This window comes from Stenotrophomonas sp. YJH_SMC_4, assembly GCF_059371575.1.
In genome coordinates this window covers 54,602-79,837 of the sequence record NZ_JCAFUR010000006.1, presented here as the reverse complement: position 1 = coordinate 79,837, position 25,236 = coordinate 54,602, and the positions used below count along the sequence as shown (strand labels likewise).

31 protein-coding genes and 1 pseudogene are annotated in these 25,236 nt (G+C 63.3%); 18 read left to right on the top strand and 14 right to left on the bottom strand.

Going from position 1 to position 25,236, the window contains the following annotated elements:
• Positions 1-8 precede the first annotated feature (8 nt).
• The 11 genes from AC5P9F_RS11465 to AC5P9F_RS11415 all read left to right on the top strand — a co-directional run bounded on the left by AC5P9F_RS11465 (position 9) and on the right by AC5P9F_RS11415 (position 6,837).
• The gene (locus AC5P9F_RS11465; protein WP_495231954.1) at positions 9-185 is read left to right on the top strand and encodes a hypothetical protein; all 177 of its coding nucleotides are present in this window, start codon (positions 9-11) and stop codon (positions 183-185) included.
• Entirely contained in the window at positions 175-306 is a 132-nt protein-coding gene (locus tag AC5P9F_RS11460; RefSeq protein ID WP_495231953.1) for a hypothetical protein, read from the top strand. The genes AC5P9F_RS11465 and AC5P9F_RS11460 overlap by 11 nt, the downstream gene beginning before the upstream one ends.
• Entirely contained in the window at positions 296-1,402 is a 1,107-nt protein-coding gene (locus AC5P9F_RS11455) for a replication initiation factor domain-containing protein (protein ID WP_495231952.1), read from the top strand. Before AC5P9F_RS11460 ends, AC5P9F_RS11455 begins: the two co-directional genes overlap by 11 nt.
• A 6-nt stretch (positions 1,403-1,408) precedes the next feature.
• Positions 1,409-1,711: a single-stranded DNA-binding protein gene (locus tag AC5P9F_RS11450; RefSeq protein WP_495231951.1), complete on the top strand. Its 303-nt coding sequence runs from the start codon at positions 1,409-1,411 to the stop codon at positions 1,709-1,711.
• 307 nt (positions 1,712-2,018) lie between these two features.
• Entirely contained in the window at positions 2,019-2,153 is a 135-nt protein-coding gene (locus tag AC5P9F_RS11445) for a hypothetical protein (RefSeq protein ID WP_049396927.1), read from the top strand.
• A 50-nt stretch (positions 2,154-2,203) separates the two neighbouring features.
• Positions 2,204-2,341, top strand: coding sequence for a hypothetical protein (locus AC5P9F_RS11440; protein ID WP_160314587.1), 138 nt, complete (start codon positions 2,204-2,206; stop codon positions 2,339-2,341).
• 10 nt (positions 2,342-2,351) lie between these two features.
• Complete coding sequence (locus tag AC5P9F_RS11435; RefSeq protein WP_049460747.1) at positions 2,352-2,621, top strand: hypothetical protein; 270 nt, start codon at positions 2,352-2,354, stop codon at positions 2,619-2,621.
• An 880-nt stretch (positions 2,622-3,501) separates the two neighbouring features.
• Complete coding sequence (locus tag AC5P9F_RS11430; protein WP_160314678.1) at positions 3,502-3,744, top strand: hypothetical protein; 243 nt, start codon at positions 3,502-3,504, stop codon at positions 3,742-3,744.
• The gene (locus AC5P9F_RS11425) at positions 3,741-4,139 is read left to right on the top strand and encodes a hypothetical protein (RefSeq protein WP_049452480.1); all 399 of its coding nucleotides are present in this window, start codon (positions 3,741-3,743) and stop codon (positions 4,137-4,139) included. Before AC5P9F_RS11430 ends, AC5P9F_RS11425 begins: the two co-directional genes overlap by 4 nt.
• Positions 4,140-4,143: 4 nt before the next feature.
• Positions 4,144-5,436, top strand: a complete 1,293-nt coding sequence (locus tag AC5P9F_RS11420; protein WP_495231950.1) for a zonular occludens toxin domain-containing protein — start codon at positions 4,144-4,146, stop codon at positions 5,434-5,436.
• A gap of 87 nt (positions 5,437-5,523) precedes the next feature.
• Positions 5,524-6,837: an ATP-binding protein gene (locus AC5P9F_RS11415; protein WP_197572835.1), complete on the top strand. Its 1,314-nt coding sequence runs from the start codon at positions 5,524-5,526 to the stop codon at positions 6,835-6,837.
• Between the two features lie 451 nt (positions 6,838-7,288).
• On the opposite strand, the gene AC5P9F_RS11410 is transcribed toward AC5P9F_RS11415, so the two are convergent.
• Positions 7,289-7,660, bottom strand: a complete 372-nt coding sequence (locus AC5P9F_RS11410; RefSeq protein ID WP_495231949.1) for a DUF3653 domain-containing protein — start codon at positions 7,658-7,660, stop codon at positions 7,289-7,291.
• A 200-nt stretch (positions 7,661-7,860) separates the two neighbouring features.
• On the opposite strand from AC5P9F_RS11410, the gene AC5P9F_RS11405 reads away from it, so the two are divergent.
• Entirely contained in the window at positions 7,861-8,202 is a 342-nt protein-coding gene (locus AC5P9F_RS11405; RefSeq protein ID WP_315973909.1) for a DUF3653 domain-containing protein, read from the top strand.
• A 400-nt stretch (positions 8,203-8,602) separates the two neighbouring features.
• On the opposite strand, the gene AC5P9F_RS11400 is transcribed toward AC5P9F_RS11405, so the two are convergent.
• From AC5P9F_RS11400 to AC5P9F_RS11365, 8 genes are all read right to left on the bottom strand, one after another.
• Positions 8,603-9,823, bottom strand: coding sequence for a zonular occludens toxin domain-containing protein (locus AC5P9F_RS11400; protein WP_495231948.1), 1,221 nt, complete (start codon positions 9,821-9,823; stop codon positions 8,603-8,605).
• On the bottom strand, positions 9,820-10,104 hold the full coding sequence (locus AC5P9F_RS11395; RefSeq protein ID WP_032966758.1) for a DUF2523 domain-containing protein: 285 nt from the start codon (positions 10,102-10,104) through the stop codon (positions 9,820-9,822). The genes AC5P9F_RS11400 and AC5P9F_RS11395 overlap by 4 nt, the downstream gene beginning before the upstream one ends.
• Positions 10,104-11,015 (bottom strand): virulence factor TspB C-terminal domain-related protein, encoded by a 912-nt coding sequence (locus AC5P9F_RS11390; RefSeq protein ID WP_495231947.1) that lies wholly within the window; start codon positions 11,013-11,015, stop codon positions 10,104-10,106. The genes AC5P9F_RS11395 and AC5P9F_RS11390 overlap by 1 nt, the downstream gene beginning before the upstream one ends.
• 117 nt (positions 11,016-11,132) lie before the next feature.
• Entirely contained in the window at positions 11,133-11,270 is a 138-nt protein-coding gene (locus AC5P9F_RS11385; protein ID WP_005413437.1) for a major capsid protein, read from the bottom strand.
• Between the two features lie 218 nt (positions 11,271-11,488).
• Positions 11,489-11,788, bottom strand: a complete 300-nt coding sequence (locus AC5P9F_RS11380) for a hypothetical protein (protein ID WP_005413368.1) — start codon at positions 11,786-11,788, stop codon at positions 11,489-11,491.
• Positions 11,789-11,792: 4 nt separating this feature from the next.
• On the bottom strand, positions 11,793-12,899 hold the full coding sequence (locus tag AC5P9F_RS11375; protein WP_495231946.1) for a replication initiation factor domain-containing protein: 1,107 nt from the start codon (positions 12,897-12,899) through the stop codon (positions 11,793-11,795).
• Positions 12,889-13,065: a hypothetical protein gene (locus tag AC5P9F_RS11370; protein WP_495231945.1), complete on the bottom strand. Its 177-nt coding sequence runs from the start codon at positions 13,063-13,065 to the stop codon at positions 12,889-12,891. Before AC5P9F_RS11370 ends, AC5P9F_RS11375 begins: the two co-directional genes overlap by 11 nt.
• Complete coding sequence (locus tag AC5P9F_RS11365) at positions 13,062-13,289, bottom strand: hypothetical protein (protein ID WP_168759615.1); 228 nt, start codon at positions 13,287-13,289, stop codon at positions 13,062-13,064. The genes AC5P9F_RS11370 and AC5P9F_RS11365 overlap by 4 nt, the downstream gene beginning before the upstream one ends.
• A gap of 132 nt (positions 13,290-13,421) precedes the next feature.
• On the opposite strand from AC5P9F_RS11365, the pseudogene AC5P9F_RS11360 reads away from it, so the two are divergent.
• Positions 13,422-13,722, top strand: a pseudogene (locus tag AC5P9F_RS11360) (DUF3693 domain-containing protein); the annotation flags it as partial.
• A gap of 483 nt (positions 13,723-14,205) precedes the next feature.
• Here the strand turns inward: AC5P9F_RS11360 and nudI are convergent.
• Positions 14,206-14,637: a nucleoside triphosphatase NudI gene (gene nudI / locus AC5P9F_RS11355; RefSeq protein WP_043033528.1), complete on the bottom strand. Its 432-nt coding sequence runs from the start codon at positions 14,635-14,637 to the stop codon at positions 14,206-14,208.
• A 180-nt stretch (positions 14,638-14,817) separates the two neighbouring features.
• Here nudI and AC5P9F_RS11350 point away from each other — a divergent pair, with 180 nt between their 5' ends.
• A complete protein-coding gene (locus AC5P9F_RS11350; RefSeq protein WP_043033620.1) occupies positions 14,818-17,013 on the top strand; it encodes an AsmA family protein in 2,196 nt (731 codons plus the stop codon).
• Positions 17,014-17,100: 87 nt separating this feature from the next.
• Entirely contained in the window at positions 17,101-17,586 is a 486-nt protein-coding gene (locus AC5P9F_RS11345) for a TspO/MBR family protein (RefSeq protein ID WP_043033530.1), read from the top strand.
• Positions 17,587-17,596: 10 nt separating this feature from the next.
• Here the strand turns inward: AC5P9F_RS11345 and AC5P9F_RS11340 are convergent, their stop codons facing one another.
• Positions 17,597-17,890, bottom strand: a complete 294-nt coding sequence (locus AC5P9F_RS11340) for a hypothetical protein (RefSeq protein ID WP_033835164.1) — start codon at positions 17,888-17,890, stop codon at positions 17,597-17,599.
• 250 nt (positions 17,891-18,140) lie between these two features.
• On the opposite strand from AC5P9F_RS11340, the gene AC5P9F_RS11335 reads away from it, so the two are divergent.
• The 3 genes from AC5P9F_RS11335 to AC5P9F_RS11325 are packed head-to-tail and all read left to right on the top strand — an operon-like array spanning position 18,141 to position 23,234.
• A complete protein-coding gene (locus AC5P9F_RS11335; protein ID WP_099473160.1) occupies positions 18,141-20,378 on the top strand; it encodes an ATP-binding protein in 2,238 nt (745 codons plus the stop codon).
• Positions 20,375-20,842 carry a response regulator gene (locus AC5P9F_RS11330; protein WP_019659676.1) on the top strand — a complete coding sequence of 156 codons (468 nt, stop codon included), beginning with the start codon at positions 20,375-20,377 and terminating at the stop codon, positions 20,840-20,842. Before AC5P9F_RS11335 ends, AC5P9F_RS11330 begins: the two co-directional genes overlap by 4 nt.
• Complete coding sequence (locus AC5P9F_RS11325) at positions 20,835-23,234, top strand: hybrid sensor histidine kinase/response regulator (protein WP_099473158.1); 2,400 nt, start codon at positions 20,835-20,837, stop codon at positions 23,232-23,234. Before AC5P9F_RS11330 ends, AC5P9F_RS11325 begins: the two co-directional genes overlap by 8 nt.
• A 2-nt stretch (positions 23,235-23,236) precedes the next feature.
• Here the strand turns inward: AC5P9F_RS11325 and AC5P9F_RS11320 are convergent, their stop codons facing one another.
• The 3 genes from AC5P9F_RS11320 to AC5P9F_RS11310 are packed head-to-tail and all read right to left on the bottom strand — an operon-like array spanning position 23,237 to position 25,235.
• Positions 23,237-23,929 carry a Rossmann-fold NAD(P)-binding domain-containing protein gene (locus AC5P9F_RS11320; protein ID WP_099473174.1) on the bottom strand — a complete coding sequence of 231 codons (693 nt, stop codon included), beginning with the start codon at positions 23,927-23,929 and terminating at the stop codon, positions 23,237-23,239.
• Positions 23,930-23,940: 11 nt separating this feature from the next.
• A complete protein-coding gene (locus AC5P9F_RS11315; RefSeq protein ID WP_308680631.1) occupies positions 23,941-24,615 on the bottom strand; it encodes a ChrR family anti-sigma-E factor in 675 nt (224 codons plus the stop codon).
• Complete coding sequence (locus AC5P9F_RS11310; RefSeq protein WP_005409629.1) at positions 24,612-25,235, bottom strand: sigma-70 family RNA polymerase sigma factor; 624 nt, start codon at positions 25,233-25,235, stop codon at positions 24,612-24,614. The genes AC5P9F_RS11315 and AC5P9F_RS11310 overlap by 4 nt, the downstream gene beginning before the upstream one ends.
• Position 25,236 lies beyond the last annotated feature (1 nt).

Here is a 25,236-nt window from a genome sequence, read left to right as displayed (position 1 = left end):
CGCGCCGCATGAGTAGGTATCCCTCATTCGCCGAGCTGGCAGAGTTCGATATGGGCCTCGCGGCAGTCGTTGTGTTCGTGTCGCTCGTCGTGGCCGGAGCCATCGTCTCCATCGTGATCGAGCAGGCATGGCTGGCGCTTCGTCGCCTCTGGACGTTGCGGAAGGATCGCTCCAATGATCGCTGAGATTGCTGAGTTCCTCCGCGATCCGTTCGCTGTGGCGATTGCTGGTGGCGTGCTGGTGACGGTCGTGTACTGGACGGTTGTGCTCGCGCTGCGCGGGAAGGGGCCGAGCAATGGTCGGTGATCGCGCGGTGCTGGCCGGATCGGGACTCCCCTCGTCTAACAGGGGAGTCAGTGAATTCAGGAACGCCGATGGAACCCTGACGGTCGGCATTGACTGGTTTTCCGCTTCCATCGATCTGCGCGCAGCGCTGGACGAGCTCGCGTTCCGTGATGGCGACAGCTTCGAAGAGGTCCGCCAGTGGATCGAGTTCTGCCCGGACAACGCCCGTATCGCGGCCTTGCAGGTGTTCTGCTGGTTCTTCGCTGGGCTGGGCCTTGAACTCGATGAAGCCGTGGGCGGCGGTCGCTTCTACACGTGGCGAATCAAGATCATCGACGCGGCCAAGAAGTTCGTCGGCATGATCGAACTGGGTGGCGAAGATTGCCGCCGTGCCGATGGCACATATACCGCTCGAATCGAGCTAACCGGTGATGGATGCAAGGCGGTAGGCGCAGCGCGCTGCGGCCATGCGCAGCGGTGGCTGGAGCTTCGAGCGAAGCTCGAAAGCTGCGCCGGAAGGATCACCCGTGTCGATGTGTGCGCCGATGACCTGGTGGGCGACTACCCATTGCGTATGGCGCAGAAGTGGTACGCCAATGGCGACTTCGACAACCGTGGTCAGCGCCCCAAGGCGCAGCTGGTGGACGACTACGACAGCGGTGACGGCAAGACCTTCTACGTCGGCGGCAAGAAGTCGGAAAAGCAGCTGCGCGTCTATGAAAAGGGCAGGGAGCAGGGCGACAAGAGTTCGCCGTGGGTGCGCTACGAGGCGCAATTCCGCAACTCCAACCGCAAGGAATTGCCGCTCGACATTCTGCGTGATCCGGCGTCCTACCTGCTGGGTGCCTATCCGGTCCTGTCCTTTCTGCGCTGCGTTGCCACGCGCATCGAAATCACGAAAGCCGCTGTTGAAGCGACGTGGAAGAGCGTCCGCCGCCACATCCGTCGCCAGTACGGTGCGGCCCTCAATTTCATCGCCAAGAACTGCCCTGACGATCAGGCGTTGCGGGCGGTAATCGAATCCTGCACTTCGCCATCGCTGCCGAAGTGGGTCACAGGTGACACAGCAGCGCACTGGCCCGAAATCGCGGCCGTACAGCCAACCCAAAAGGGGTAACAGCATATGAGCATCAAGGTCATCGTCCTCAAGAACGAAATTGACGAACGCGGCGGCAGCTTCAAGAACGACGCTGGCGAGAACGTGGAATACACCACCCGCAAGCAGAAGGCCAAGCTGGAAACCGGTGGTTTTGCCTACCCGTTCGACGTGCGCCTGGACAAGGGCCAGCCGGGCTACCCCGAGGGCGAGTACGAGCTCGATGTTGAATCCATGTTGCAGGTCAACAAGGGCGTCGCCTCGCTGAGCAAGTTCACCGTCCTGCGCATGGTGCCCAAGGCTGCACCGCGCGCAACCGCGCAGGCCTAAGTCATGGCCGTGTGCGTGTCTCTGACGGCTGAGGGGACGCTCGTACCCACCGGGGAGCCTGCATCGCAGTGTGGTGGGTATGTGCTTGTGTCAGCAGCAGAGCACGCACAGGCCTCAATTCTCATCGATCTATTCCAGTGGCCCGAACCTGAGGTGGCCACTGGCTGGTTCTCGGGGGTGTTCACGCTAGTTCTTGCACTGAACGTGCTCGGCTACATCGTGGGCGCCGTCGTGAAGTCGGTCAGTACAGAGCGGGATTGACCACCCCATTCAACGCGCACAACGCGCATAACCAAGGAGCAGTGCAATGGACTTCGGCGACATTCTGACCGGCCTCGCAGCCGCCAGCGCAGTCAGCGCAATCATCAGCGCAGGCGCCATCAAGGCGTCCCCGGGCTTCGCCCGCTGGGCGACCAACAAGGTCGCGACTTTCTTCCGCTGATCGCGGTCGAATCGTGACGGGGAGGGGCTGGGAAACCGGCCCCGATTCCTATGCAGACACAGCCCGATGACCTCAACACCGATGAATGCCAGGACGACTGGTGCCCTGAGTGTGGCGGTGATGACGTGATCGTGTTGGACGACGGCAACCTGTGGTGTACGGAGTGCCGCGCCGTCATCGACTACTAGGGGGTGGGTGATGGACTTCAGTGGGGTATTTCTCGGGCTGTCTGTCGCTCAGGCCGTCGCTGCAATCGTGGCTGCAGGGACGCTCATGGCGCTGCCGTGGTTTGGCCGGTGGTGTGTCGACAAGATCGCGGGCTTCTTTGAGGACCGCGAGGATCAGGACGCCGACGAGCATGCCGACGATGAGGCGGGCGAGGTGGAGGAGGTCGTGTGTGGTGACACCGGCCACGACTATGACGGCGGCGAATGCGTCTACTGCGGCGCTCCAGAGAGGGAGGATTGACGATGCTTGTGTGCATGGTGTTCGCGTTCATTGGCGGACTAGCGGGCCACGCAGTTGCCCTGGCATTCAATGAGGCAAGCCAGTGATTCGACATGCCATCGTGACAACCGCGGCGATTGCACTGGCCGTTCTTGGCCTGAGCCTTTCCGCACCAGCACAGGCCGCCGGGTGTCCGGCGAGGGCGGGCATCTCCTATGCCGAGTGCGACGATCAAGGCGAGGCTTACGCAGCGGCTTGGGCGGCTGCGACTGAGCAGGCTGGCATTTCCAATGCCGGTGGTGGGTCCACATGGGTCCCAATGGTTGAGCAGGAAGACAACGCATACGTTGGCTTCGTACGGCCCTCGTATGCGTCCAGCGGTCGGTATGCGTCCAGCAAGCGCGGTTACAAGACCAAGTGCAGTGCGCGACCTGAGGAGACTGGGTGGAAAGGAGATAAGTCAGGCTTCGGTGCCGTCTGTCACAACGGATGCAAGTACACCGATAGCCTCTACGCAGGATCACCCACAGGACACCTCTATGCGCCTTCTGGCGACACGTGCAAAACCGATGAGCTGGCCCCGCCCGAGTCGGGAGACCCCGGCGAGGGTGGCGGCGACGGCGGCGGAACCGGCCCCGGTGACGGCGGTGGCGATGGCGGTGGTGACGGCGGCGGGGATGGCGGTGGCGGTACCGGCCCAGGTGGTGGCGATGGCGGTGGCGGAACTGGCCCGGGCGATGGCGACGGCGACTGTAAAGACCCTGCAGGCTGCGAAGGACCGGGCCCCGGTCCCGGCCCGGGCCCCGGACCCGGTGATGGTGGCGAAGGAGGCGAGGGCGGCGGGGCGGGGCCGACGACAGGGCGCCTCTACAAAAAATCCGGCAAGACGGTGCAGAAGGTGTTGGCCGAGTTCAAGACCGCCATTGAGGGCGCGCCGATCCTGTCCAAGGTCAAGGGGTTCTTCGGTAATTGCACCGGCGCAGGCGGCTCCTGTCCCACCGCAACATGGGACGGCGGTCAGTACGTCGGCAAGTTCGATCTGAGCAGCTTGTGCAGCGGGCCATTGCTGCAGCTTTTCCAGTACGCCGGATTTGTCTTCCTTGCGGGCATGGGCGTTGTTGCGCTGAGGTGGGCACTGCTATGAATCGGAAACATCTGATCGTGTTGGCTGCAGCGCTTCTTGTGTTGGCGCTGTCGGCATCATGGGCGTATGCCGAAGGCGTGAGCCCGATTGCTGCGATCACCGCATGGGCCAAAGAGCAGATCACGTCGCTGTGGGCGGACTTCTCCGACTTCATGACGGACCTGCAAACGGACTTCATCGAGCTTGTGCTGTCGTTCGTAAAGGCGATTGTGTACCTGATCCCGGCGCCGGACTTCCTTACGCAAATAAGCTTCTGCGCGATGCTCAATGCGGCCGGTCCATGGACCGCGTTCATCGTCGGGCAGCTACGTGTCGGAGAGGCAATTGCGCTGCTTACCGCCGCCCTTATTTTCCGCCTTGTGCGGGTGTTCCTGACCGTATTCCAGTGGACGTAACGAAATGATCTTCGGCCATGAAGGGTTGCCGCGCAGCGGCAAGAGCTATGAGGCAGTGCTACACCACATCCTGCCCGCGTTGCGCGCTAAGCGGCACGTGTACGTGCGCCTTAACGGCGTAGGTGAGAGCCTGGACAAGATTGCGGCCCACCTTGGGATGCCCGAGGAAGAAGTGCGCGATCTTGTCCACGTGATGGGCGACAAGGAGGTGGTTGACTGGTGTGTATGCGACACGGACAACGACGGCGCTATCTCGTTCCCGCACATCGAGAAGCATGCTCTAGTCGTGATCGATGAGGCGCATGAGTACTGGCCCACGAACCGGGCCAATTTGCCGGAACGTACGGCCAACTTCTTCGCCAAGCACGGCCACATCAGCCTTGACATGGTGATCATTTCGCAGGACTGCAAAGACCTGCACCGGCTGATCATTCGCCGCATGGCGAAGAAGAACACGTATACCAAGCTCGATGCGCTGGGCTCCGATCAGCGCTATTCTGTGAGGTTCTACGCCGCCACCGGCACCGGCAAGTACGAGACGGTAGGTACCGAAGTTCGCAAGTACGATCCGGCCATATGGGAGCTTTACCACGGCGTGCAGCCGGGCATTGAGTCAAACGAGGTCTACAAGGGCAACACCCGCACCTTGTGGAAGACACTGCGGGGGCCCTCAATCGTGATGGGGCTTGCACTCGTTATCGGCGTTGTCATGTTCCTGCGATTCTTCTTCGCTGGTGGCTCAACCGGCGAGGAAAGCAAGCTGAAAGAGGTTGTGAAGTCGCAGAAAGCTGCGATTCCGGCAATCGCGCAAGCGCCCGGCGCACAGCCGGCCACCGTGGTTACGAAGGTAGTGGACGCCCCGCAGTCCAAGGAGAAAATGCCCGCAGGCGTGCAGTACATCCTTGACATGGCGGCCAATGCCAGGGCGCGGCACGCTGGCTGGTACGGTCAGCGCGATATCGTGGAGTTCCGCGCATCAGGGGGAGGGCAGGTGCTCGATAGGTTCACTACGGAGCAGCTTTGGGCGCTGGGCTGGTCCGTGAAACGGACTGAGTTTGGCGTGCTGCTGTCAGCGAAAGGCCATGAGATCATCGCGACCACTTGGCCCGTTGATCCGTTCGGCGAACAGTCCGATTCAACTACCGAGCGCATAAGGGCTGCGGCGGGGTCGCCTGTGACGAGCGTGAGCGAGACACAGCCGACCACCGCCGCGGCGAACGGAAGCACCCTAATTTCAGTTGGGAAACGCCCGCTGGGCACGTTCCCTGAAACGCCGCCCTATCCGGCCTCGTTTTAACGTGACGCGTCACGCGCTCCAAGGGGTGCTATAAGAGGACCGCGCAGCTATCATCTTCACACGATCAGGGGCGCATGGAGCATGGCAATGGCAGTAGATCCCGAAATTGGCTTTACAGCGGACGTTATCCGTGACCCGGGGAGGTTCGTTGGGAGGACATCTCTAATTCGGCAGACGATCACCGCGGTGAACTCTGCAACTGGCCTCATTGCTGTTTTTGGGAAGCGAGGCGTAGGCAAATCCTCGCTTCTACGGCAGCTTCAACAGATGGCGCTCGGGGATTACACCCTGGCTCGTCGCGCCGGCCTCGCGCACGAAATACCCAGTCGCCCGCGAACCTACCTCACCGTCTACTACACCTGCGACTCAATGATTGCGGACGGGAAAGGCCTCCTGTCGCGCCTCATCAATGATCAGGACGCAGAGGATGGCCTGCTGAGGCTCGTTCCCAACGATGGCAAAGAGATCGTTGAGTTCACTCGGACCAAGGAGGTATCCGGAGGTGCCGATCTTAAGGTGATCAACTGGGGCGCGAAGGGTGTCGAGGCATCGAAGTATGCTCGCGTCGTAGAAGGCGACGTAGTCCAGACCTTCCGGAACTTTGTTGGGGCGATCGTTGAAAATCAGGTCAAACGCCGCATGAAGCGCGACGGCCTCCTGATCATCCTTGACGAGTTTGACGTTATTGCAAACAAAACCGGCATCGGGTCGTTGATCAAGTCGCTGACCACGCCCGAGGTGAAGTTTGCCGTGTGCGGAGTCGGCGGTGATTTGATCGACTTGATCGTGGACCATGCCTCGGTCGAGCGATTGATCGAACAAGGTGAACTTCCTGTCAAGCCGATGCCGGAAGCGGAATCTGAAGAAATCATCTTTCGAGCCAGCGAGTTGTTTGGCGATTCTGTGCGATTTGCACCTGGAATCTCTGGAAAGATCGCAAAGCTTGGTGGAGGCTTCCCTTACTTCGTCCAGCTGATCGGCAAGCAATGCGTCATAGAAATGAACGCTCGGGCTACAAGCTTGATTGATGATGATGTGTTCGATGAGGTTGTGACCGGGATCAAATCGGGCAAAGGTTTCCCGACGCTGGAGCGTGCCTATCAGATGGCAATAGGAAACTCAGAAACCCGTCAGCTGCTGCTTCATCTTCTGGCGGAGCAGGATTCAGAGCAGTCAAGCTTCAACGACGAAATCGGGCGAATTGTTCTTAAAGCCTCCCGCGAGACTGCTGAGGAAATGGGTATCCAGTACATGGATCAGCTTATGCCTCGACTTCTTGATGCGAAGTACGGCCCCGTCATGCAGCGGGTCGATCACGGAGTGTACGAATTTGTCAACCCGGTACTCCGACAGTACGTTCGGCTGCGGGATTTGCCAATGGCATCGTCACAGCAAGGCTAGGGCAGGGATGAAGAGCGTAGGCTTACTATCAATAGCACTCCTCTTCCTTTCGACCCCTTGCCACTCGCAAGGCCTGCGCTCAGCAGCGGGACCATCTACGCCAACCAAGCAAGTTCCGCCTGTTCGGTTGGCACACAATCCCGGCAGTGAACCGCTAAATTGCCGGCAGCACTCCGATGCTCGCATTCGCGTGTATTGCTCTGATATTGAGCGCTGGTACATCCGCAATGAAGCTCGCCGACAAGGCCTCCCAACGCCATCGGACGAGATAGTTCGAATGCCTGCCTATGGCACGCCAGAGGCAAAGCAGTTGGGCGCCGCGTGCATGGGAGGTACCGCAATGCGCAGGCTAGACAACGGTTGGGAACAACTTCGAAACACCAAGGGTGAATGGCTACGCTGCCGGGACCATTGATCCGGGGTGTAGGGGCTGCGCCCCTACGGGAGCGCCTCATCCGCGCTGGCGCGGCCTCGGCCCACGGCGCATGTAGACCACATTGGAGGTTTCGGCGCCGGAATCGGGGTCACCCATGCCCAACTGCCGTTCTCGACGAATTCTAAGGACGTCACCAAGGTAGATCACGCTGGATTTCGCTGTAGCGGACGACTTGGGGGCCGGCAATGAACGGCGTGACGTATCTGACCGCGCCGCCGCCATCATCAGCCGCCATTCGCGCGCAATGTTGCAAGTCAGGGACCACCAAGTCATATCGCATGGTTCAAGCTGGTGGCCTTCAGGGGTAAACATATGCCCAGCCTGGAATCCGAAACCGGCCCAAGGGCCGGTCAGGTCAATTCGGTCGTGCGGATCGATCTCGATCATGCTGCAAGCTCATCCTTGTTGGGGGAGCCAGCAGGGAGGCAAGAGCCGAGCCATAGCCGGAGCCATTGCCAGGCCGAGCCGACAAAGCACGCCCAGCGAACGGCCCTGCGTCGGATACGTCGCATTTCGCATAATGTATATTATGTTCGTTGCGTCTGGGCCAGACTGGCACGGAGCTTGCCTCGACCCTTGGCCCTGCTGTGGCATGGAGCCTGATTGTGCGTGATCGCAACCTAACCGGCCCTTGGGCCGGTTTTTCGTTTAAGGCTGGCCGACTGGTCACACCCGAAGGCCGTGAGCTGGAACCACAGGATCTGGCTTGGCTTTCCCTGCTGGCGGCACAGGCGCAGGAATGGCGTCGGATGATGGAGATTGCCCGAGGCGGTCAGAAACGGCCGTTTGGGCGTGCGGGCATCGTTGACCTGGCTGAGGTTGCTCATCGGCGCGCAAAGCGGTCTTCCGGGGTGGCCGCTGGTCCCGACGCCGACCCGGTTGCAGGTGTCCTGCCGGTGCCGGGGCCGAGGCCTCGCCAGCGCGTGTGAGGCGCTTCCGTAGGGGCGCTGCCCCTACACCCCGTAGAATGGCCTCCGGATTGCTTGGGGGTGCCATAGATGGCGAATTCAACGGGTTTGGTCTGGAAAGTCGCACTTGGGGTGTTCGTCGGCGGTAGCGCGCTACTGCTTGCGACATGTGGTGTCCTGGGCTTAGCGGGACACGCTGTCATGAAGGAACAGGAGCGAGCCGGAGAGGCGCTCGCTCGCCAGATGACTCAGACCGTGCCAATCAGTGAGGTCCGCGAGAGGCGCGAAGCCGCAGAACGAGAGAAGCAGCGGAAAGCCCTGCCTCCGGGGCATCGCTGCATCAATGGACAGACCTTTCGCCGAATCGAGAATGGCTGGGCGCAGGTGTCATCCACATGCGCCCCGTGATGCGTCACGTTAATCAGAAGGTGGCCGGATAAGGCGGCGTCTCCGGGAACGTCCCCATGGGGCGTTTCCCGACCTCAACAAGTGCATGTGGTGACTTCTCAGGCGCGCCAGATGGCGTGGACTGAGCGATGCCGCGAGCTGGGTGATCCTGACTCGACTCCGATTCCTGGCGTGGTGCGCGATAGGGATTGTAGGCCGGGCCATCGCGCGCGATCGCCACGCACACAGGTATCGATATCTTCGCCTTGGTGCCCTGCTCCGTTACGCACGTACAGGTGGTGTCCTGCTCAGTGGTGCCGGAGGCCATGCAATACAGCTCCGGCTGCGATTGCACAGTTCGATCATCAAAGGCGGGGGCAGACCACGGCTGGAACTCCACACGTGGTTTGTGTTTTTGCACGTATTCTTCGCGGGTGAGGGGCCGTGCCGCCGGCATGCCCGCGCCCAAGGGCGCCAGGGCACCTGCCGCCGGCAAAGCTTCGGCCCCCTGCTCTTCCTTCTTCGCAGCTTGTGCGTTGGAGGGTTTGATCAGGAACAGCCATCCCAGCCACAGGATGCCTATCAAGGCGACCGCTACTGACAGGCCCTGCCAGACTCGCTTCGGCACCTTGAACTTGTGACTGGCCGTGTGCAGCGTTGCGCTGCGATACCTGTCATAGAGGTTCTTCGGGTAGACCCAGATTTCTTCTTCGGCCTTCTCGCGTATCCGCTCGTCGTAGGGATCAGCCTGCACGCGGGTCCACGTCAGAACACCAGCCCGCTGCATGCCAAACGCACGATTCATGTGGGTATGCGAGCCGATCAGACTGCGCACCTGGTGGTGGATCTTGCTGGGCCACTGGGTGACGAACACCAGATCGAAACCGCGATGCCGGTGCGTGGACATCGAGCGAATGCGTGGATCTTCCGATTCACCCGGCTTGCCGGTGGACGGGAACAGCCTGCCATAGCGCTCCAGCCCCTGAGTGTTGCCATCCGAATGCGCTTCGTCGTACAGCACGAAGGAGCCATCGGGAAGCTGGGTCCAGTCGTTGTGGTCAGGCAGCTTTTCGATCCATGGGAAGGCGTCCGGATTCTCCTCGGTGGTTGCACCTGCGACGTTGGTGAAGAAGCGTCGCGGCTGCGCCTTGCCTTCTTTGACGGCCTGCTGGTTCTGCTCGTAGAACTCCTGCGCCATGCTCATGGCGCGCAGGGTCTTGCCGTTGCCGGGCTGGCCGGAAATGAGATACATCATTTGGATGCGGCCTTCTGAACTGCGACTTTGCCAGCGTCAATCACAACCTTGGTGACCATGGCAGAGCCAACGATGGTGATGGCCTCCCCTGCTCCTGCGAGCAGCAGCACATTGGCGAGGTCACCGGAAATGCCGCCCCAGTAGGAGACGACAAGATTCAATGCTGATTTGACCAGCGGAAGCAACGCAGCGCCGGTCGCAAGCCCGAGGCCTGCGCCGGTCAAGACACGTGCGAGAGAGTTGCCCAGGAGTTGGACAAGGAAAGCGGCAAGCCAAGGCATTATCTTCTGAGCCCCAGAACGATGTAGGCAGCAACGATGGCCGCGAATGCGATCACCATGCCGCGGATGTACCGAGAGAAATCACACAGCGGCTTGAACTCAAAGACCATGGCTGCGCTGTAGCCGCCGAGAGAGACGTTGATGGTCCGAGGCGACGGGCAAGACCCACCCCCTAGACCGCTGGACCACTGCCCTTGGTAGCTGCCGGGAATGGGTGGATCCATGTAGGGCATCGGCACATCGCCCGGATACTGCGGATCGCCCGGGAGGCTGGGATTCTCTCCACCATCGCCATCGCCATCGCCATCGCCGTCCCCGTCTCCATCTCCATCTCCACTACCACCGCCGTCGCCACCGCCGTCACCACCCCCGGAGCCGCCGTCCCCTCCCCCATCGCCACCGCCATCACTGCCGCCGCCGTCGCCACCACCGTCGCCACCGCCTGTTTCACTACCGCCACCGCCGCCATCGTCGCCGCCACCATCACCTGCAGGCGTGGGCTCTGGCGCGTCGGAGGTGGAGCAGATGTTGCCGGTAGGCGAGTAGCTGAAGCCCGCCGCGCCAGCTGGGTCGAGCGCACTGGAATACATGCAACCTTCGTGGCAAACATTGACGGACGCGGCCGTACTGCCGCCCTCCCATCCGAACTCTTCAGCACGCTTCTCGCACTTCCTGTTGCAGTCGTAAGGGAAGAATGCGATGTAATCGCCGTTTGTGGCCTTTAAGCCGACCGCGCACGACCCGTCATAAATCTTGCCGATGTCAATGCACTGTTTGGCCGAGTTGCCCGCATTAAACAGAACACTGTTCTGGCAGTTCTGCGCGGCCTGGCCTGCATCATCAGTGTTAAGTGCCTGAGCTGGCGCAGAAATGATTGCCGCGAGCAGGATGGCAAGGAATACGCGCAGCATCTAGTCACCGAAGGCGATGTAGAGCGCCGCACTGCCGACGCAGAGAACGAATAGACCGAGCATCACCAATCCCCCCATAGAAAGGGGCCGGATTGCCCGGCCCCGGTGCTACTGCGATCAACCGAAGATCGCAGCCTTGAACCACTTGTAGCCAACCGCGATTGCGGCCGGCGCCAGCTTGGCGGTGCCGATGGCGGCAACACCCGCTGCCAGACCGGCCAGAACGGTGAGTGCAGCGCTGTAATCCAGATCCATGATGATCCCCTTGCGTAGTTGAGTTAGTTGCGAACGGACCTGCCTAACTGCTTGTATGCCCAGGACACGGCGAAGCACACCGCAACCATGGACAACAACCCCGACACCTCGGCAGTGGTAAGTGCGGGAATATCGGTGCGCGGCACGAATCCAGCCTGCTCACAGGTGCCGGTCTGCTCGTTGAATTGCAGGCACTCGTAGACGTACCGCGCCATGACTTAGGCCTGCGCCGCCGGGCGCGGTGCAGCCTTCTGCAGCGGGCGCAGCACGGTGAACTTGCTCAGGGTTGCAACGCCCTTGTTGACCTGCAGCATGGCCGGAACGTCCAGCTCGTATTCGCCTGCCTGATAGCCCGGCTGCCCCTTGTCCAGGCGCACGTCGAACGGATAGGCGAAGCCGTCCGCCTCCAGCTTGCCGCGCTGCTTGCGGGTGGTGAACTCAACGTTCTCGTTGCGGTCGTTGGTGAAGCTGCCGCCACGCTCGTTGATCTGCGAATCCAGTACGGTGACCTTGATCATTTCGTTACCCCTTGGAGGTTTGTTGTACGGCCGCGATTTCGGGCCAGTGCGCTGCTGTATCGCCTGTTACCCACTTCGGCAGCGATGGCGAAGTGCAGGATTCGATGACCGCCCGCAGTGACTGATCGTCCGGGCAGTTCTTGGAAATGAAGTTCAGTGCCGCGCCGTACTGGCGGCGGATGTGGCGACGAACGCTCTTCCACGTCGCCTCAACGGCGGCTTTTGTGATCTCGATGCGCGTAGCCACGCAGCGCAGAAAGCACAGGACCGGATAGGCGCCGAGCAGGTACGAAGCCGGGTCGCGCAGAACGTCGAGCGGCAGTTCCTTGCGGTTGGATGCACGGAACTGGGCCTCATAGCGAACCCACGGCGACGCCTTATCGCCCTGCTCCCTGCCCTTCTCGTAGACGCGCAGCTGCTTTTCCGACTTCTTGCCACCCACGTAGAGGGTCTTGCCATCGCCGCTGTCGTAGTCGTCAACCAACTGCGCCTTGGGGCGCTGACCGCGGTTGTCGAACTCGCCCTGGGCATACCACTTCTGTGCGAGGCGTAAGGGGTAGTTGCCGGCAAGATCATCTGCGCATACGTCGACGCGGGTGATTCTGCCGCCGCAGCTTTCGAGCTTCGCTCGAAGCTCCAGCCACCGCTGCGCATGGCCGCAGCGCGCTGCTGCTACTGCCCTACACCCATCGCCGGTCAACTCAATTCGGGCGGTATAGGTGCCATCAGCACGGCGGCAGTTCTCGCCGCCAAGCTCGATCATGCCGACGAACTTCTTTTCGGCGTTGAGGATCTTGATGCGCCACAGGTAGAAGCGCCCTCCCCCGGCTACTTCGTCCAGTTCCAGTCCCAGCCCTGCGAAGAACCAGCAGAAGATCTGCAGGGCGACAATGCGGGCATTGTCGGGGCTGAAATCGACCCACTGCCGGATCTCTTCGTATGAGTCGCCCTCACGGAATGCCAGCTCGTTCAACACCGCGAGCATGTCTACAGAAGCGGAGAACCAGTCAATGCCAACCGTCAGGGTTCCCTCGGGGTTCCTGAATTCACTGACTCCCCTGTTAGACGAGGGGAGTCCCGACCCGGCCAGCGCCGCGCGATCACCGACCATCGGAGCGATCCTTCCGGAGATTCCACAGGCGACGAAGCGCCAGCCATGCCTGTTCGATGACGATGGAGACGACAGCCGCGCCGAGAACGAGCGCGACCAACACAACGCACGCAGTGAGGCCCATATCGAGCTCGGCCAGCTCGGCGAAGGAGGGATACCTACTCATGCGGCGCGCTCCTGCTCTTCTGCGTAGCGAGCGGCGGCCAGAAGATCACCGCGCTTGGTGGCGGCAATCTCAGCCTTTGCAAGCGCGATGACCTGGGCTTCGCGGGACTGCTGCGAGGCGGTGTAATCACGCCGATCCAGCAGCCACGAAACGAGCTTTGCGCAGCCGATGGATACGGCCACGATGGCCCCCAGCAGCACGAAGGTAATGAGCGGATCGATCATCCCTGTTCCCCTGCCCCAAGCCCCAAGGCAACCCGCCAGCGGCCTTGGGGTGCCGGTGGCGGGGTGTTTAGCCACGCCAAACACGGGGGCATGTATAGTCCCGCTATACACCCCTGTCAAGGATTGCTAACCATGGATACCGCCAACGATCTGCTTGACAAAGTGAAGGCCGCTTGCAACTTCCCGTCCGACAACGTTTTGGCGCAGAAGATCGGGCTTACGCGAGCGATGGTCAGTTCGTGGCGACATGGGCGCCATCCGATCCCCGATGAGCGAATTGCGCAGATGTGTGCCTTGGCAAAGCTCGATGGACCCACGTGGATTGCCATGCTCCACGCCGAACGTGCGCAGACTGCGACCGAACGTGCTTTGTGGCGTCTCATGCTGGACAGGCTGAGCGCGGCGGCTGCGGTCGTCGCGCTGGTAGCGCTGTCGTTGCCGAGCCTCGGAAACGCAAAAACCGCCCAAAATAAGGCGGTTAGCGAGGGTCTACTGACCCATTCTGTATATTATGTTCAAAGCATCCCCGGGGACGCTGGCGTACCGTTCGCCTCAATCCCCTCGCGGCCTGGCAGCTACGGCTTCCTCCATCGTCCGATCAGGGTCTTATGCATGCCCCAGGCGATCCAGCCGCAGACCAAGCCGCCCCCCCGCGACAATGATCTCTTCCTCTTCAAAGGCGGCTCCATTCAGTCCTTGATAGGTCACGAAAGCCAACGCTCTCAATGACAGCAAGGCAAACAAAGCTGTAGGCGCCCAAAGCAGGACCTTCATCGTTCTCCCGCCTCCAATTGCATCGGCCGGTCACTTGCCCTGACAGGAACGTGATTTCCGCCCGGCGTGACGCGTCACGTTAATGGTCTATGGCAGTCCGCTGCCGCAGGCCCTCTATCTCAACCTGGCGCCCCTTTCTGCACTAGCTCGAAAGCAGCCCCTTCGCCAGAAGCGTGATTCGGGTCGCCGCATTGAGGTCGTACGCACCCAGATCCTTCGGTTCCACCCAGGCATGGGCATCAAACTCTTCGTTGATCGTAACGTCACGGTTCAGTGCTTCGCAGTCGAAGATCAGGTAGATCATGTGGATCTGCTCGCTGGAACCGTCCGGATAGAGCTTGGTGCGGATGTCGTCGCGGAAGGTCCATGGTTGAACGGCATCGATCTGCAGCGCGTGCCCCAGCTCTTCGCGGATCTCCCGGCGCAGGCCTTCCTCGATGCGTTCGGCGGGCTCCAGCCCGCCGCCGGACAGTCCCCATTGGCCTGGGAATGCACCACGGTCCAACGGCATGCGGCACAGCAGATAGGCGCCCTGGTTCTGGATCAGCGGGCATACGATGACGCGTTGTCTCACAGGGTCTTCCTTGGATGTTGGGCAGATGACGGAAGGATTGTATGAAACCCCGCGGCATCCCGATGGGTTGCAATTGATTTAGCGTGGCAGGTCACAACGAATCTGCGCGACGCGCCGGCTTCACACCCTGCCGCCGGTCACTTCGCAATAGTGCGGGGGTCCTCGTTGTTCGAGTGGTTCATGTCCCCTCCTCCTGCGCCCGTACATCACCTGCCCTGGCGACGGCGCATTGCCATCTACATCCTGCTGGGCTTGTATGTTGCCTACCTCCTGGCCGGCAACATCTTCCTCAACACCCCGCTGTTCGACCAGGTCACCAACCGCAAGCCGCACAAGTTCGTGATGACTACCGGCCCAGCCGTCACCTTGCTGCCCGGCCACGTGATCGCCTGGAACGTGCACATGCGCGGCCACGTCAACCACACCGTCTACGTGCTGCATGCCGACCGGGCAAGCGCCAGGCTGGCAGTCCTGCCGCTGTTCCAGCGCGAAGTTCGGGTTCCGCGCCTGCAGGCCACGGGCGTATCGGCCGAGATCAGCCGTGTTGAAGAGGCCATCCCGCCGCCCCCGCGCAGCGACCAGGGCTGGACGCTGCGTTTCGATGCCATCCACAGCGACAGCATCCGCAGCGCCCGTTTCGGCAAGCTGCTGATCATCGGCAAGGGTCAGGGCACGGTCGGCTTCGTCAAGCAGCTACGCGGCGGTCCTTCGGAACTGCTGGATTCAACCGTCACGTTCAAGGGGGCGGACACCAGCTTCGATGGCGTGCAGCTGCTGGGTGACATGAACCTGGCTGCACGCTTCAGCTACCCGCGCCATTACCGGGACCAGGCACCTGGGCTCGCCAAACTGAAGATACTGCATGCCCAGCTGGATGTTGATGCACGCAGCCAGGGCCTGCGCATGGATACGGATGCCACCACCCCGAAGATCTCCAGCGCACCGGTGCCGGGCCACCTGCAGCTCTCGGCACACCTGATCGCCGGCCAGCTGCAGCCCGGCGACCACGCTCTATGGCAGGTGCCGCTCTATCTTGGGGACGGCGCTCCCGATCGCGGCGTGCTGGCCCTTCAGCTCAATGTGGCCAATGACCTGCGCCTGCAGGCACGCCTGCCAGCCCGACCCGGCTCGGGCAGCGAAGTGGATGCGGACCTGCACGTCACCGGTCGTGACATTCCCTTCCAGGATCCGGCGCAGTTGCTGGAGCGAAGTTCCGGCACGGTGCGCGGCGAATGGACGTTCACCTCGCTCAACTGGATCCCTGCCCTGTTCGTCCGCAAGCCGTGGCTGCAACTGGACGGTGGCGGCACGCTGAAGGCCGACCTGCGGCTGCGCAATGGCGAGCTGAGCGAAGGCAGCACGGTGGACATTCCCTCTGCCGAAGCAGTCGCCGAGGTCGCCGGCGTCCGGCTTGCCGGTACCGCCAGCGCGCATGGGGAACTGAAGGCGGGCTCTCCCAACCAGGCCCTGCTTGCCGTCCGCCTCCCCCGCTTCACCGCGCGTCCCACCGATGCCAAGGACGTTCGGCTGTTCGATGGTCGTGATCTGGCGCTGGATCTGACCGGCGACGGTCGCCTGCAGGAGCTGCGCAAGGGCGTGCGCGCGCACCTGAGCTTCAGCGAAGCCACCATTCCAGATCTGTCGGCCTACAACCGTTATCTCGGTTCAAAACAGGTGCGCCTGCTGCGCGGCACCGGCTCACTCAGCGGTGATGCCACCCTCGATACCGATGGCCGCGTTGGCCATGGCACGGCCCGGCTGTTGGGGCGCAACGCCAGTGCCAAGGTGGCGGGGCTGGACATGGGCGGCGACGTCGACGTGAACGCTACGCTGCGCCGTGGCGACTTCAACCAGCGCCACTTTGATCTGTCCGGCACCACGGTCGAGCTACGCAACGTGCAGGTGGCGGGTACGGAGCGCGCAACCGCCTGGAAAGGCCGCGCGGCCTTCAAACGTGGCCGTATCGATGCGCAGTCGCCATTCCAGGTGGATGCCACCACGGATCTGGATCTCAGCGATGCCCGTCCGTTGCTCGCGCTGTTCGCAGAGCGCACCGACTACCCACGCTGGACGCTGTCCCTCCTCGATTCCGGTCAGGTGCAGGCACAGGCGACGCTGCGCTGGCGCCCTGGCCATCTGGTCATCGATGGACTGCAGGCCGAGAATGATCGCCTGTCGGTACGCGCGCGGCTGGATCTTCTGGAACAGCGCAAACGCGGCGATCTCTACCTGCGCTGGGGACTGCTGGGTGCGGGCATCGAGCTGGACGGTGACCGGCGCCAATGGCATCTGTCCAAGGCACGTGAGTGGTTTGATCAACAGCCTTCCCTGCTGCCGGCAAGCCAGGGCACGAGCGCCGCCGGCTCTTCAGACTGAGAAGGCCCGCAGCCTGCATCCATTCGCGGCCTCTGCGCGTACACGGGATCATGCGCATCAGGGATGCTGGACGGTATGAAGCGGAGTATGAAGCGGAGTTCGCAGGTTTTCGGGCTGCTGGGATGGGTGGCGATCACCTTCGTCGCGGCCGCCCTGGGCGCGTGGGCGTCCACATCCGCAGCCAGCTTCTACGCCACCCTCGATCTTCCCCCGTGGGCACCACAGGCCAGTGTCTTTGGTCCGGTGTGGACCCTGCTCTACGCCATGATGGCGATTGCCGCGTGGCTGGTGTGGCGCGAACGCGGCTGGCGCGGGGCACGACCGGCGCTGATGCTCTACCTGGTGCAGCTTGCCGTCAATGCGCTGTGGAGCTGGCTGTTCTTCGGCTGGAAGCTGGGCGCCCTGGCCTTCGTTGACATTCTTGTATTGATTGCGCTGGTTTGCGCAGCGATCGTCGCGTTTGCGCGCATCCGTCCGACTGCGGCGGCGCTGCTGCTTCCCTATCTGGCCTGGATCTCGTTCGCCTCGGCGCTCAACTTCGCGGTATGGCGAGCCAATCCCGGGCTGCTGTGATCTCCGCCGCTTACGCCTGGGCAACGGCCTGCGGGCGCCAGGTCCGCAGCAGGGCCGGCTTGAACGCCTGCTGCCCGCAGCCGGTAGGGCATCGCACCACCCGCGCCGCAGTATGGCTGACCAGGCCCTGCCCTTCTTCGGCCTTGAAGATCGTCTCGCAGGACAGGCAGCGGGCAACCAGCGAATACAGGTGCAGCAGCCGGCCACTGGCCGGGTCCTGCAGCGCATCCACATCCAGCAGTTCAAACTGGCAGCTGTCAGCCAGCATGCGGTACGGGGACAGGGGCGCGGGCTGCAGGTTCACGGGGCGGTCGCTCAGGGAAGTGGATCCACTCTAGGCAATGATCTGTCGAGCTGATGTGCAGCGTAGATGTATTCTTCGCGAAAACCTCAAGTGCTCGACCTCGTCCCTACATGAAGAATTCAGCTTGGACAGAAGCACGCTTCATACGCATACACTGGTAGGCGAATGCACGATTTTGCTTCACCATTGATGGGTACCGGATGTACCACTGGGCCTTCCAGCCATCCACGAATGATGAGTCCCGCCCTTGATGCCTTCTGCTGAGTCCGCGCACGACACTGCCTTGTCCAGTTGCGCGCGCGAACCGATCCACACCCCCGGCGCGATCCAGCCCTACGGTGTGCTTCTGGTCGTTGAACCGCAGTCCCTGCAGGTGCGCGAGCGCGCCATCAGCCAGCCCGGGCTGCTGCTGCAGTTCGGCGAACCGTTGATGCGGCACGTCAGTGAGGTGTTCGGCGGCGTGCTGGCGCCGTTCCAAGGCTTGTTCCAGCAGGCCGTGATCGGCAGCAGTGCCCATGTCGGTGCCGTGCATCTGGATGGCCACGGCCGGCATCAGCTGCTGGTGCACCGTTCCGCCACCGATCTGCTGGTCGAGCTGGAAGCACCGGTTCCGGGCCAGCCCGGCTCGCTGGAAGAGCTGTATCCGGCCATCCGCGAGCTGATGGCCGGCATCGAGTCGGCCAGCACCGTGGAAGATCTCTGCCAGCTGGCTGCCGCGCACATGCGCCGGCTCACCGGCTTCGACCGCACCCTGGTCTACCAGTTCGATGCTGGCTGGAACGGTGTCGTGGTGGCCGAGGATGGCAACGGCCTGTTGCCGTCCTACCTGGACCTGCGCTTCCCCGAATCGGATATTCCAGCACAGGCGCGCGAACTCTACCGCCGCAACCGGGTGCGCCTGATCGCGGACAACAGCTACACCCCGGCCCCGCTGATGCGGACCGAGGATCAACGCGACGCGCCGCCCACCGACCTGAGCATGGCGGTGCTGCGCAGCGTCTCGCCGGTGCACCTGCGCTACATGCGCAACATGGGGACCGGCGCGTCGATGTCGGTATCTCTGGTGCATGAAGGCCGCTTGTGGGGCCTGGTGTCCTGCCACACCGTGCAGCCACGCCGCCTGCCCTACCACGTGCGCACTGCCTGCGAGTTCATGGGCCAGATCCTGTCGCTGCAGATTGCGTTGAAGGAGCGAGCGCGTGCGATCGAAGAGCGCGTTGCCCGTCGTTCCATACTGGTCAAGCTACTGGGTCGCATGGCCGGCGACGAGGACTTCATGGCGGCCCTGCGCCAGGACGAGGCCAGCCTGCTGTCGCTGACCGGCGCGGCCGGCGCGGCGATCGTGCACAAGGGCGATTGCCTGCGTGTTGGCCAGTGCCCTTCCTCCAGCGACGTGCTGGCCCTGGCGAACTGGCTGGCCACGCAGCAGGCCGGCCAGGAAACCTACTGCACCGATCACCTGGCAGCCGACTGGTCGCCTGCCGCGCACCTCGCCGACGTCGCCAGTGGCCTGCTGGCGGTGTCCATTTCGCAGTTGCATGACAGTTACCTGATGTGGTTCCGCCCGGAAGTGGTGCGCACCGTGCGCTGGGGTGGCGATCCCCGCAAGGAAGCAGCACCGGGCGTGGCGCTGTCCCCGCGCAACTCGTTCGAGGCCTGGAAGGAGACCGTGCAGCAGCGCAGCCTGCCGTGGAGCGACGCTGACTGCGACGCGGCACACGAGATGCGCACGGCCATCGTCGATATCGTGTTGCGCAAGGCCGAGGAAATGGCCGAACTGAACGAGCAGCTGCTCCGCAGCAACAAGGAACTGGAAGCCTTCTCCTATTCGGTCAGCCACGACTTGCGCGCTCCCTTCCGTCACATTGTCGGCTATTCCGAGCTGCTGGGCAGCTCGGCGGGCGAACGCCTGAACGATACCGAGCGCCGCTTCCTGGACACGATCGTGGAATCGGCCAAGTCCGCCGGCACGCTGGTGGATGACCTGCTCAGCTTCTCGCAGATGGGACGCTCCACGCTGGGGCGTGTGCGGCTGGACATGACCGCGCTGGCCGAGGATGTGCGCCGGAGCCTGGCCCTGGACTACACCGGCCGCGACGTGCAGTGGACGCTCGCACCGCTGCCGGAGGTTGAAGCCGATCCGACGATGCTGCGCCTGGTCTGGCAGAACCTGCTGGCCAACGCGATCAAGTTCACCCGCGAGCGCGAACATGCAGTGATCGAGGTTGGTCACGAGCGAAACGACGAGGAAGACCACTTCTTCGTGCGCGACAACGGCTGCGGCTTCGACATGCGCTACGTGGACAAGCTGTTCGGCGTGTTCCAGCGCCTGCACCACGTCGAAGAGTTCGAAGGCACCGGCATCGGCCTGGCCAATGTCCGCCGCATCATCGGCCGCCATGGCGGCCGCACCTGGGCCGAGGGCGAGCCCGGCAAGGGCGCGACCATTCACTTCACCCTACCCCGCTCCACAGGAGAACACCCATGAGGGACCTGCGGCCGATCCTCCTGGTAGAGGACAGCCCCAAGGATGCAGAGCTGACGATGGCCGCGCTTGAGCGCTGCCAGCTGTTGAACGATGTCATCCATGTACGCGACGGCGCCGAAGCGCTGGATTACCTGCGCTGCGAAGGCAAGTTCGCCGGTGCCATGCACGGCGGCCCGGTGGTGGTGCTGCTGGACCTGAAGCTGCCCAAAGTCAATGGCTTGGAGGTACTGGAGCAGGTCCGTGGCGACCCGTACCTGAGCAGCACCCCGGTTGTGATGCTGACCTCTTCGCGCGAGGAGCAGGATCTGGTGCGCAGTTACGAACTGGGCGTCAACGCATTCGTGGTCAAGCCGGTCGACTTCAAGGAGTTCTTTGACGCCATCCAAGGACTGGGCATGTTCTGGGGCATCACCAACCAGCCACCACCGCACCGGCCCAGCGGCTCGGGGCAGCACAATGCGTGATGGATCGCGCCGCAGCGAGCGCCTGCGCATCCTCATGCTGGAGGACAGCGCGCTTGATGCGGAGCTGATCACCGCACAGCTGCGGCGTGCCGGCCTGGAGTTCGAGGTCGAGCGCCTGTGGACGCGCAATGCGTTCATCGAGGCCATCGACAGCCGTGCGTTCGACGTGATCCTCGCCGACCACGTGCTGCCCGGATTCGATGGCGATGCGGCCCTCGCACTGGCACGCGAGCGGATTCCGCAGACCCCTTTCATCTTCGTCTCCGGCACGCTGACCGAAGAGCTGGCGGTGCAGGCGCTGACCCGTGGCGCGCGCGACTATGTAGTCAAGCAGCGCCTGCAGCGCCTGCCGGATGCGATCCGTCGCGCCCGTCAGGAAGCCCATGAGCGCAACCAGCTGCTTCATGCGCAGGCTGCGCTGAATGAGAGCCAGGCGCAGCTGCAGCAGGTGACGGATGCCGTACCCGCGCTGATCGCCCAGCTCGACAACGCGCATCGCTACCGGTTCGCCAACAAGGCGTTCCTGGACTGGCATGGATTCAGCCTGGCCGAGTTGCTGGGCCGGACAGCGCGCGATGTCAGCGGCATTTCCGCCTTCGAACACGCCCTGCCGAGCCTGGAACGGGTGCTGCAGGGCGAACGCACCAGCTTCCAGGTCGAACTGGTGCACCGCAGCGGCCAATCACGATTCGTGCAGATGGACTGCGTGCCGGAGCATGCGGCCGATGGCAGCGTGGCCGGCTACATCTGCCTGGGTAGCGACGTCTCGCAGCTGAAACAGGCCGAGCTGGCCCTGCGCGAGGACAACCAGCTGCTCGAGCAGCAGGTGCAGGCGCGCACGGCCGAGTTGCGCGCCAGCAAGCGGCGCCTGCAGGCGATCTTCGAATCCAGCTTCCAGCATCAGATGCTGCTGGATCTGTCCGGGCGCGTGGTGGATGCCAATGACGCGTCACTGGCCGCAGTACTGGCGGACAAGAAGGACGTCGTTGGCCAACGCTTCGGTGAATCGCTCTGGTTCGCCACAACCGATGGCATCGGCGCGCTGATCGATCGGGCCGTCGCTGCAGCCGTGCAGGGCCGGAGTTCGCTGCATTCACTGGAGCTGGAACTCCCGACCGGGCCGCGCAGCTTCGATTTTTCGTTCCGTCCGCTGCTGGATGCCGAAGGCGTGGTCACCGCCGTGGTCTCCGAGGCCGTGGAAACCACGGCGCGCCTCCAGGCCGAACACGCACTGCGCCAATCACAGAAGATCGAGGCGGTCGGCCAGCTCACCGGCGGCATCGCGCATGATTTCAACAACATCCTGACGGTCATCTCCGGCAACATCGAGCACGCCATGCTGCTGAACGAGCGCGCGGGCGAAGCCGGAGCGACGGTCAGCCGCGCCCTGGACAACGCGCTGAAGGGTGTCGGGCGTGCCGCCAGCCTGACCCAGCGCCTGCTGGCGTTTGCCCGACGCCAGCCGCTGCACAGCCAGGCCGCCAACCTCCACGAGCGCCTGCTGGACATGCACGACATGCTGCAGCGTGCACTGGGTGAGCTGGTGCAGCTGGAGATCCGCAGCGCCGAGGACATCTGGTGCGTGGAGATCGACATCAGCCAGCTGGAGGCCTCCGTACTGAACCTGGCGGTGAATGCCCGCGATGCGATGCCGCACGGCGGCCGGCTGGTGATCGAGGTCGACAACAGCCACCTCGACCACGACTACGCTGCCCTGTTCCCGGATGCAACACCAGGCCAGTACGTGATGTTGCGGGTGCGCGACAACGGCCATGGCATGGACGCGGCCACCCTGGCCCGCGTGTTCGAACCGTTCTTCACCACCAAGCAGGTCGGCCGCGGCACCGGGCTGGGACTGTCGATGGTACATGGGTTCGTCAAACAGTCCGGCGGCCACGTGCTGATCGATTCGGTGGAAGGCGGCGGCACCAGCATCACCATGATGTTCCCGCGCTCGCCGCTGGCCCTGCCCCGCGAAGCACACATCCCGCAGACCGGCCTGGCCGGCTACTCATCGCGCGAGGAAACCATCCTGGTGGCCGAGGACAACGACGATGTCCGCGCCCACACGGTGGATTCGCTGCGGCTGCTCGGCTACCGCGTGCTGGAAGCCCACGACGGCCCCTCCGCACTGCGGTTGCTGGAGCGCCCCGATACCAGGGTGGACCTGCTGTTTTCGGACGTGGTGATGCCCGGCATGTCGGGCTGGGAACTGGTCCGTCAAGTCCGCGAACGCTGGCCGGAAGTGGCCGTCCTGTTCACGTCGGGCTATCCACGTGACCACGATCAGGCGGGGAGCCAGGGACGCGCGGTTGCCCTGCTGCCGAAGCCGTTTACGCGAAGTGACCTGGCGCTGGCGGTACGCACTGCGCTGGAGGCCGCGCCACACTGAGCTCAGGAGGCCGGGTCGCCTGCGCCAGCGGCGATCCGGTTGATGTCCGCGCACTCCACCGTGGCCGGCGGATGCTCCCTGCCGGCCAGTGCAATCATCGCCTGACCGAGAGCCAGATTGCTGGTCATCAGCGATGGCGCAATCGCGCTGGCCAGCTTCATCAACGGCGCACCGCTCCAGTACAGGGGCTTCAACAGGGCATGACGGGTGCCGGTGCCCGGGACCGGCCTGACACCGCCCGGGCGCAGCATCACGGTGCGCACCGGCAGGCCCTGCAATGCGACCTCGGTCTCGCCCTTGATCGTCAACGGCATCAGCCGGCTCCGAGGGTCCGCGCCGGCACCGGATACATACAAAAAGCACCCTTCGGGATTCGCAGCCGCCCAGGCACGGGCCACCGCCAGGGTGGTATCCAGGGTCACGCGTCGGTACTCGGCCTCTGCCGTGCCAACCGGAGGCGCCCCGGCACAGTAGAAGCAGGCATCGAACCCGGCCAGTTCATCCGACCGGTCCTGGATACGCAGGAAGTCCGGAACGATCAGTTCGCTGCCGGCGCCGCTCAGACTTCCCGGATGGCGGACCAGCGCTGTCAGGCCGGACACCTGTGGTGAGCGTTGGCAGGCCAGCGCCACACCCTGCCCGACCAGGCCTGCGGCACCGGTCAACAGAATCCGTAATGCGCCCGTCCCGGCCATCGTCATCCCCGCTAGAGTTTCACGAAACGCTGGATCTTCCGCGTCAGCCAGCCACTGAACACCAGCGGCGCATCCAGCGATGACACGCAGATGCAGGGGACACCGGGCGCGGTCACCGGTTGATGTTCCACGTCTTCGTCCAGATCTGCCACGTCACCCGGTGCGAACAGCCCCAGCGCATCGTTGTAAGAACCCCGCAGGATCTGGGTCAGTTCGCTGCGGCCATGGCTGTGCATGGGCAGGCATTTGCCCGGGGCGATCTTCAGCATGATCAGCGAAGGCATCTGCTCTGCACGGATGCAGTGCACGCCCGGCGCCATCCAGCGCCAGCGCAGGTCGCTGAGCGAGGCGCCGAAGTACGGATGCAGCGATGCAGGCAGATGGTCCGGATTGGCCTCGGGGCGCTCCTTCGGCACGGAGCGTGCGACCCCAGCCATGGGCACCGGCGCTTCCGCGGCCAGCTGCATCAGCATTGCCTCGCGCAGTTGTTCGCGTCGCGTCTCCGCTGCAGGTGGCTGGGTCTGCTCCAGCAGCACCGAGCCGATCGCTTCGGCGTCGCGCAGGCGCTGTCGGCAATGCGGGCACTGCTCCAGATGGGCACCGGCGACGATGCTCAACGGCGCCGGCAGCGCGCCGGCGGCATAGCTCATCAGGGTCGATTCGTGCAGATGGTGGTGCGGGTTCACAGCGCACCTCCCACTTTGGCCTGAAGCTGCAGAAAGGCGCGGCGCAGGTGCGATTTGACCGTTCCCAGCGGCATGCCCAGCGCCTCTGCGATCTCGCTGTGGCTCTTGGCCTCGAAATAGGACATCCGCACCAGCCGCGCCTGTACCGCGGGCAGTTCGTTGATGCGCTGACGCAGACGTGCCTGGTCGGCGAACTGCTCGGCACTGCTGCGCTCGATCACATCCAGTGTGGCAGCGTCCTCCACCGCTGCCTGCACCTGCATCCAGCTGCGCTCGCGACGGATGCGATCGATATGCAGGTTTCGCGCAATCCGGTACAGCCACGTACTGAGGGCGCCTTGGGCTGCGTCGTAGTCGGCGGCCCGCAGCCACAGGCGCAGCAGGCATTCCTGGGCCAGTTCCTCGGCGACGCCGTCGGGTGCACCCAGGCCGCGCAGGTACACGCACAGCCGCGGCATGAAGTAGTCATAGATCCGCATGAAACAGTCGCGGTCGCGCAGGCGCGCCACGCCGTCCATGTCACCGGCCCAGTTCGTCGGCTCGCTGCTCGGCTGCTGGGAACTGGACACGGTGCGTGCGCTATCGAAGTTGAGGAGTGTGCTGGCGGCGTCAGGGTACATC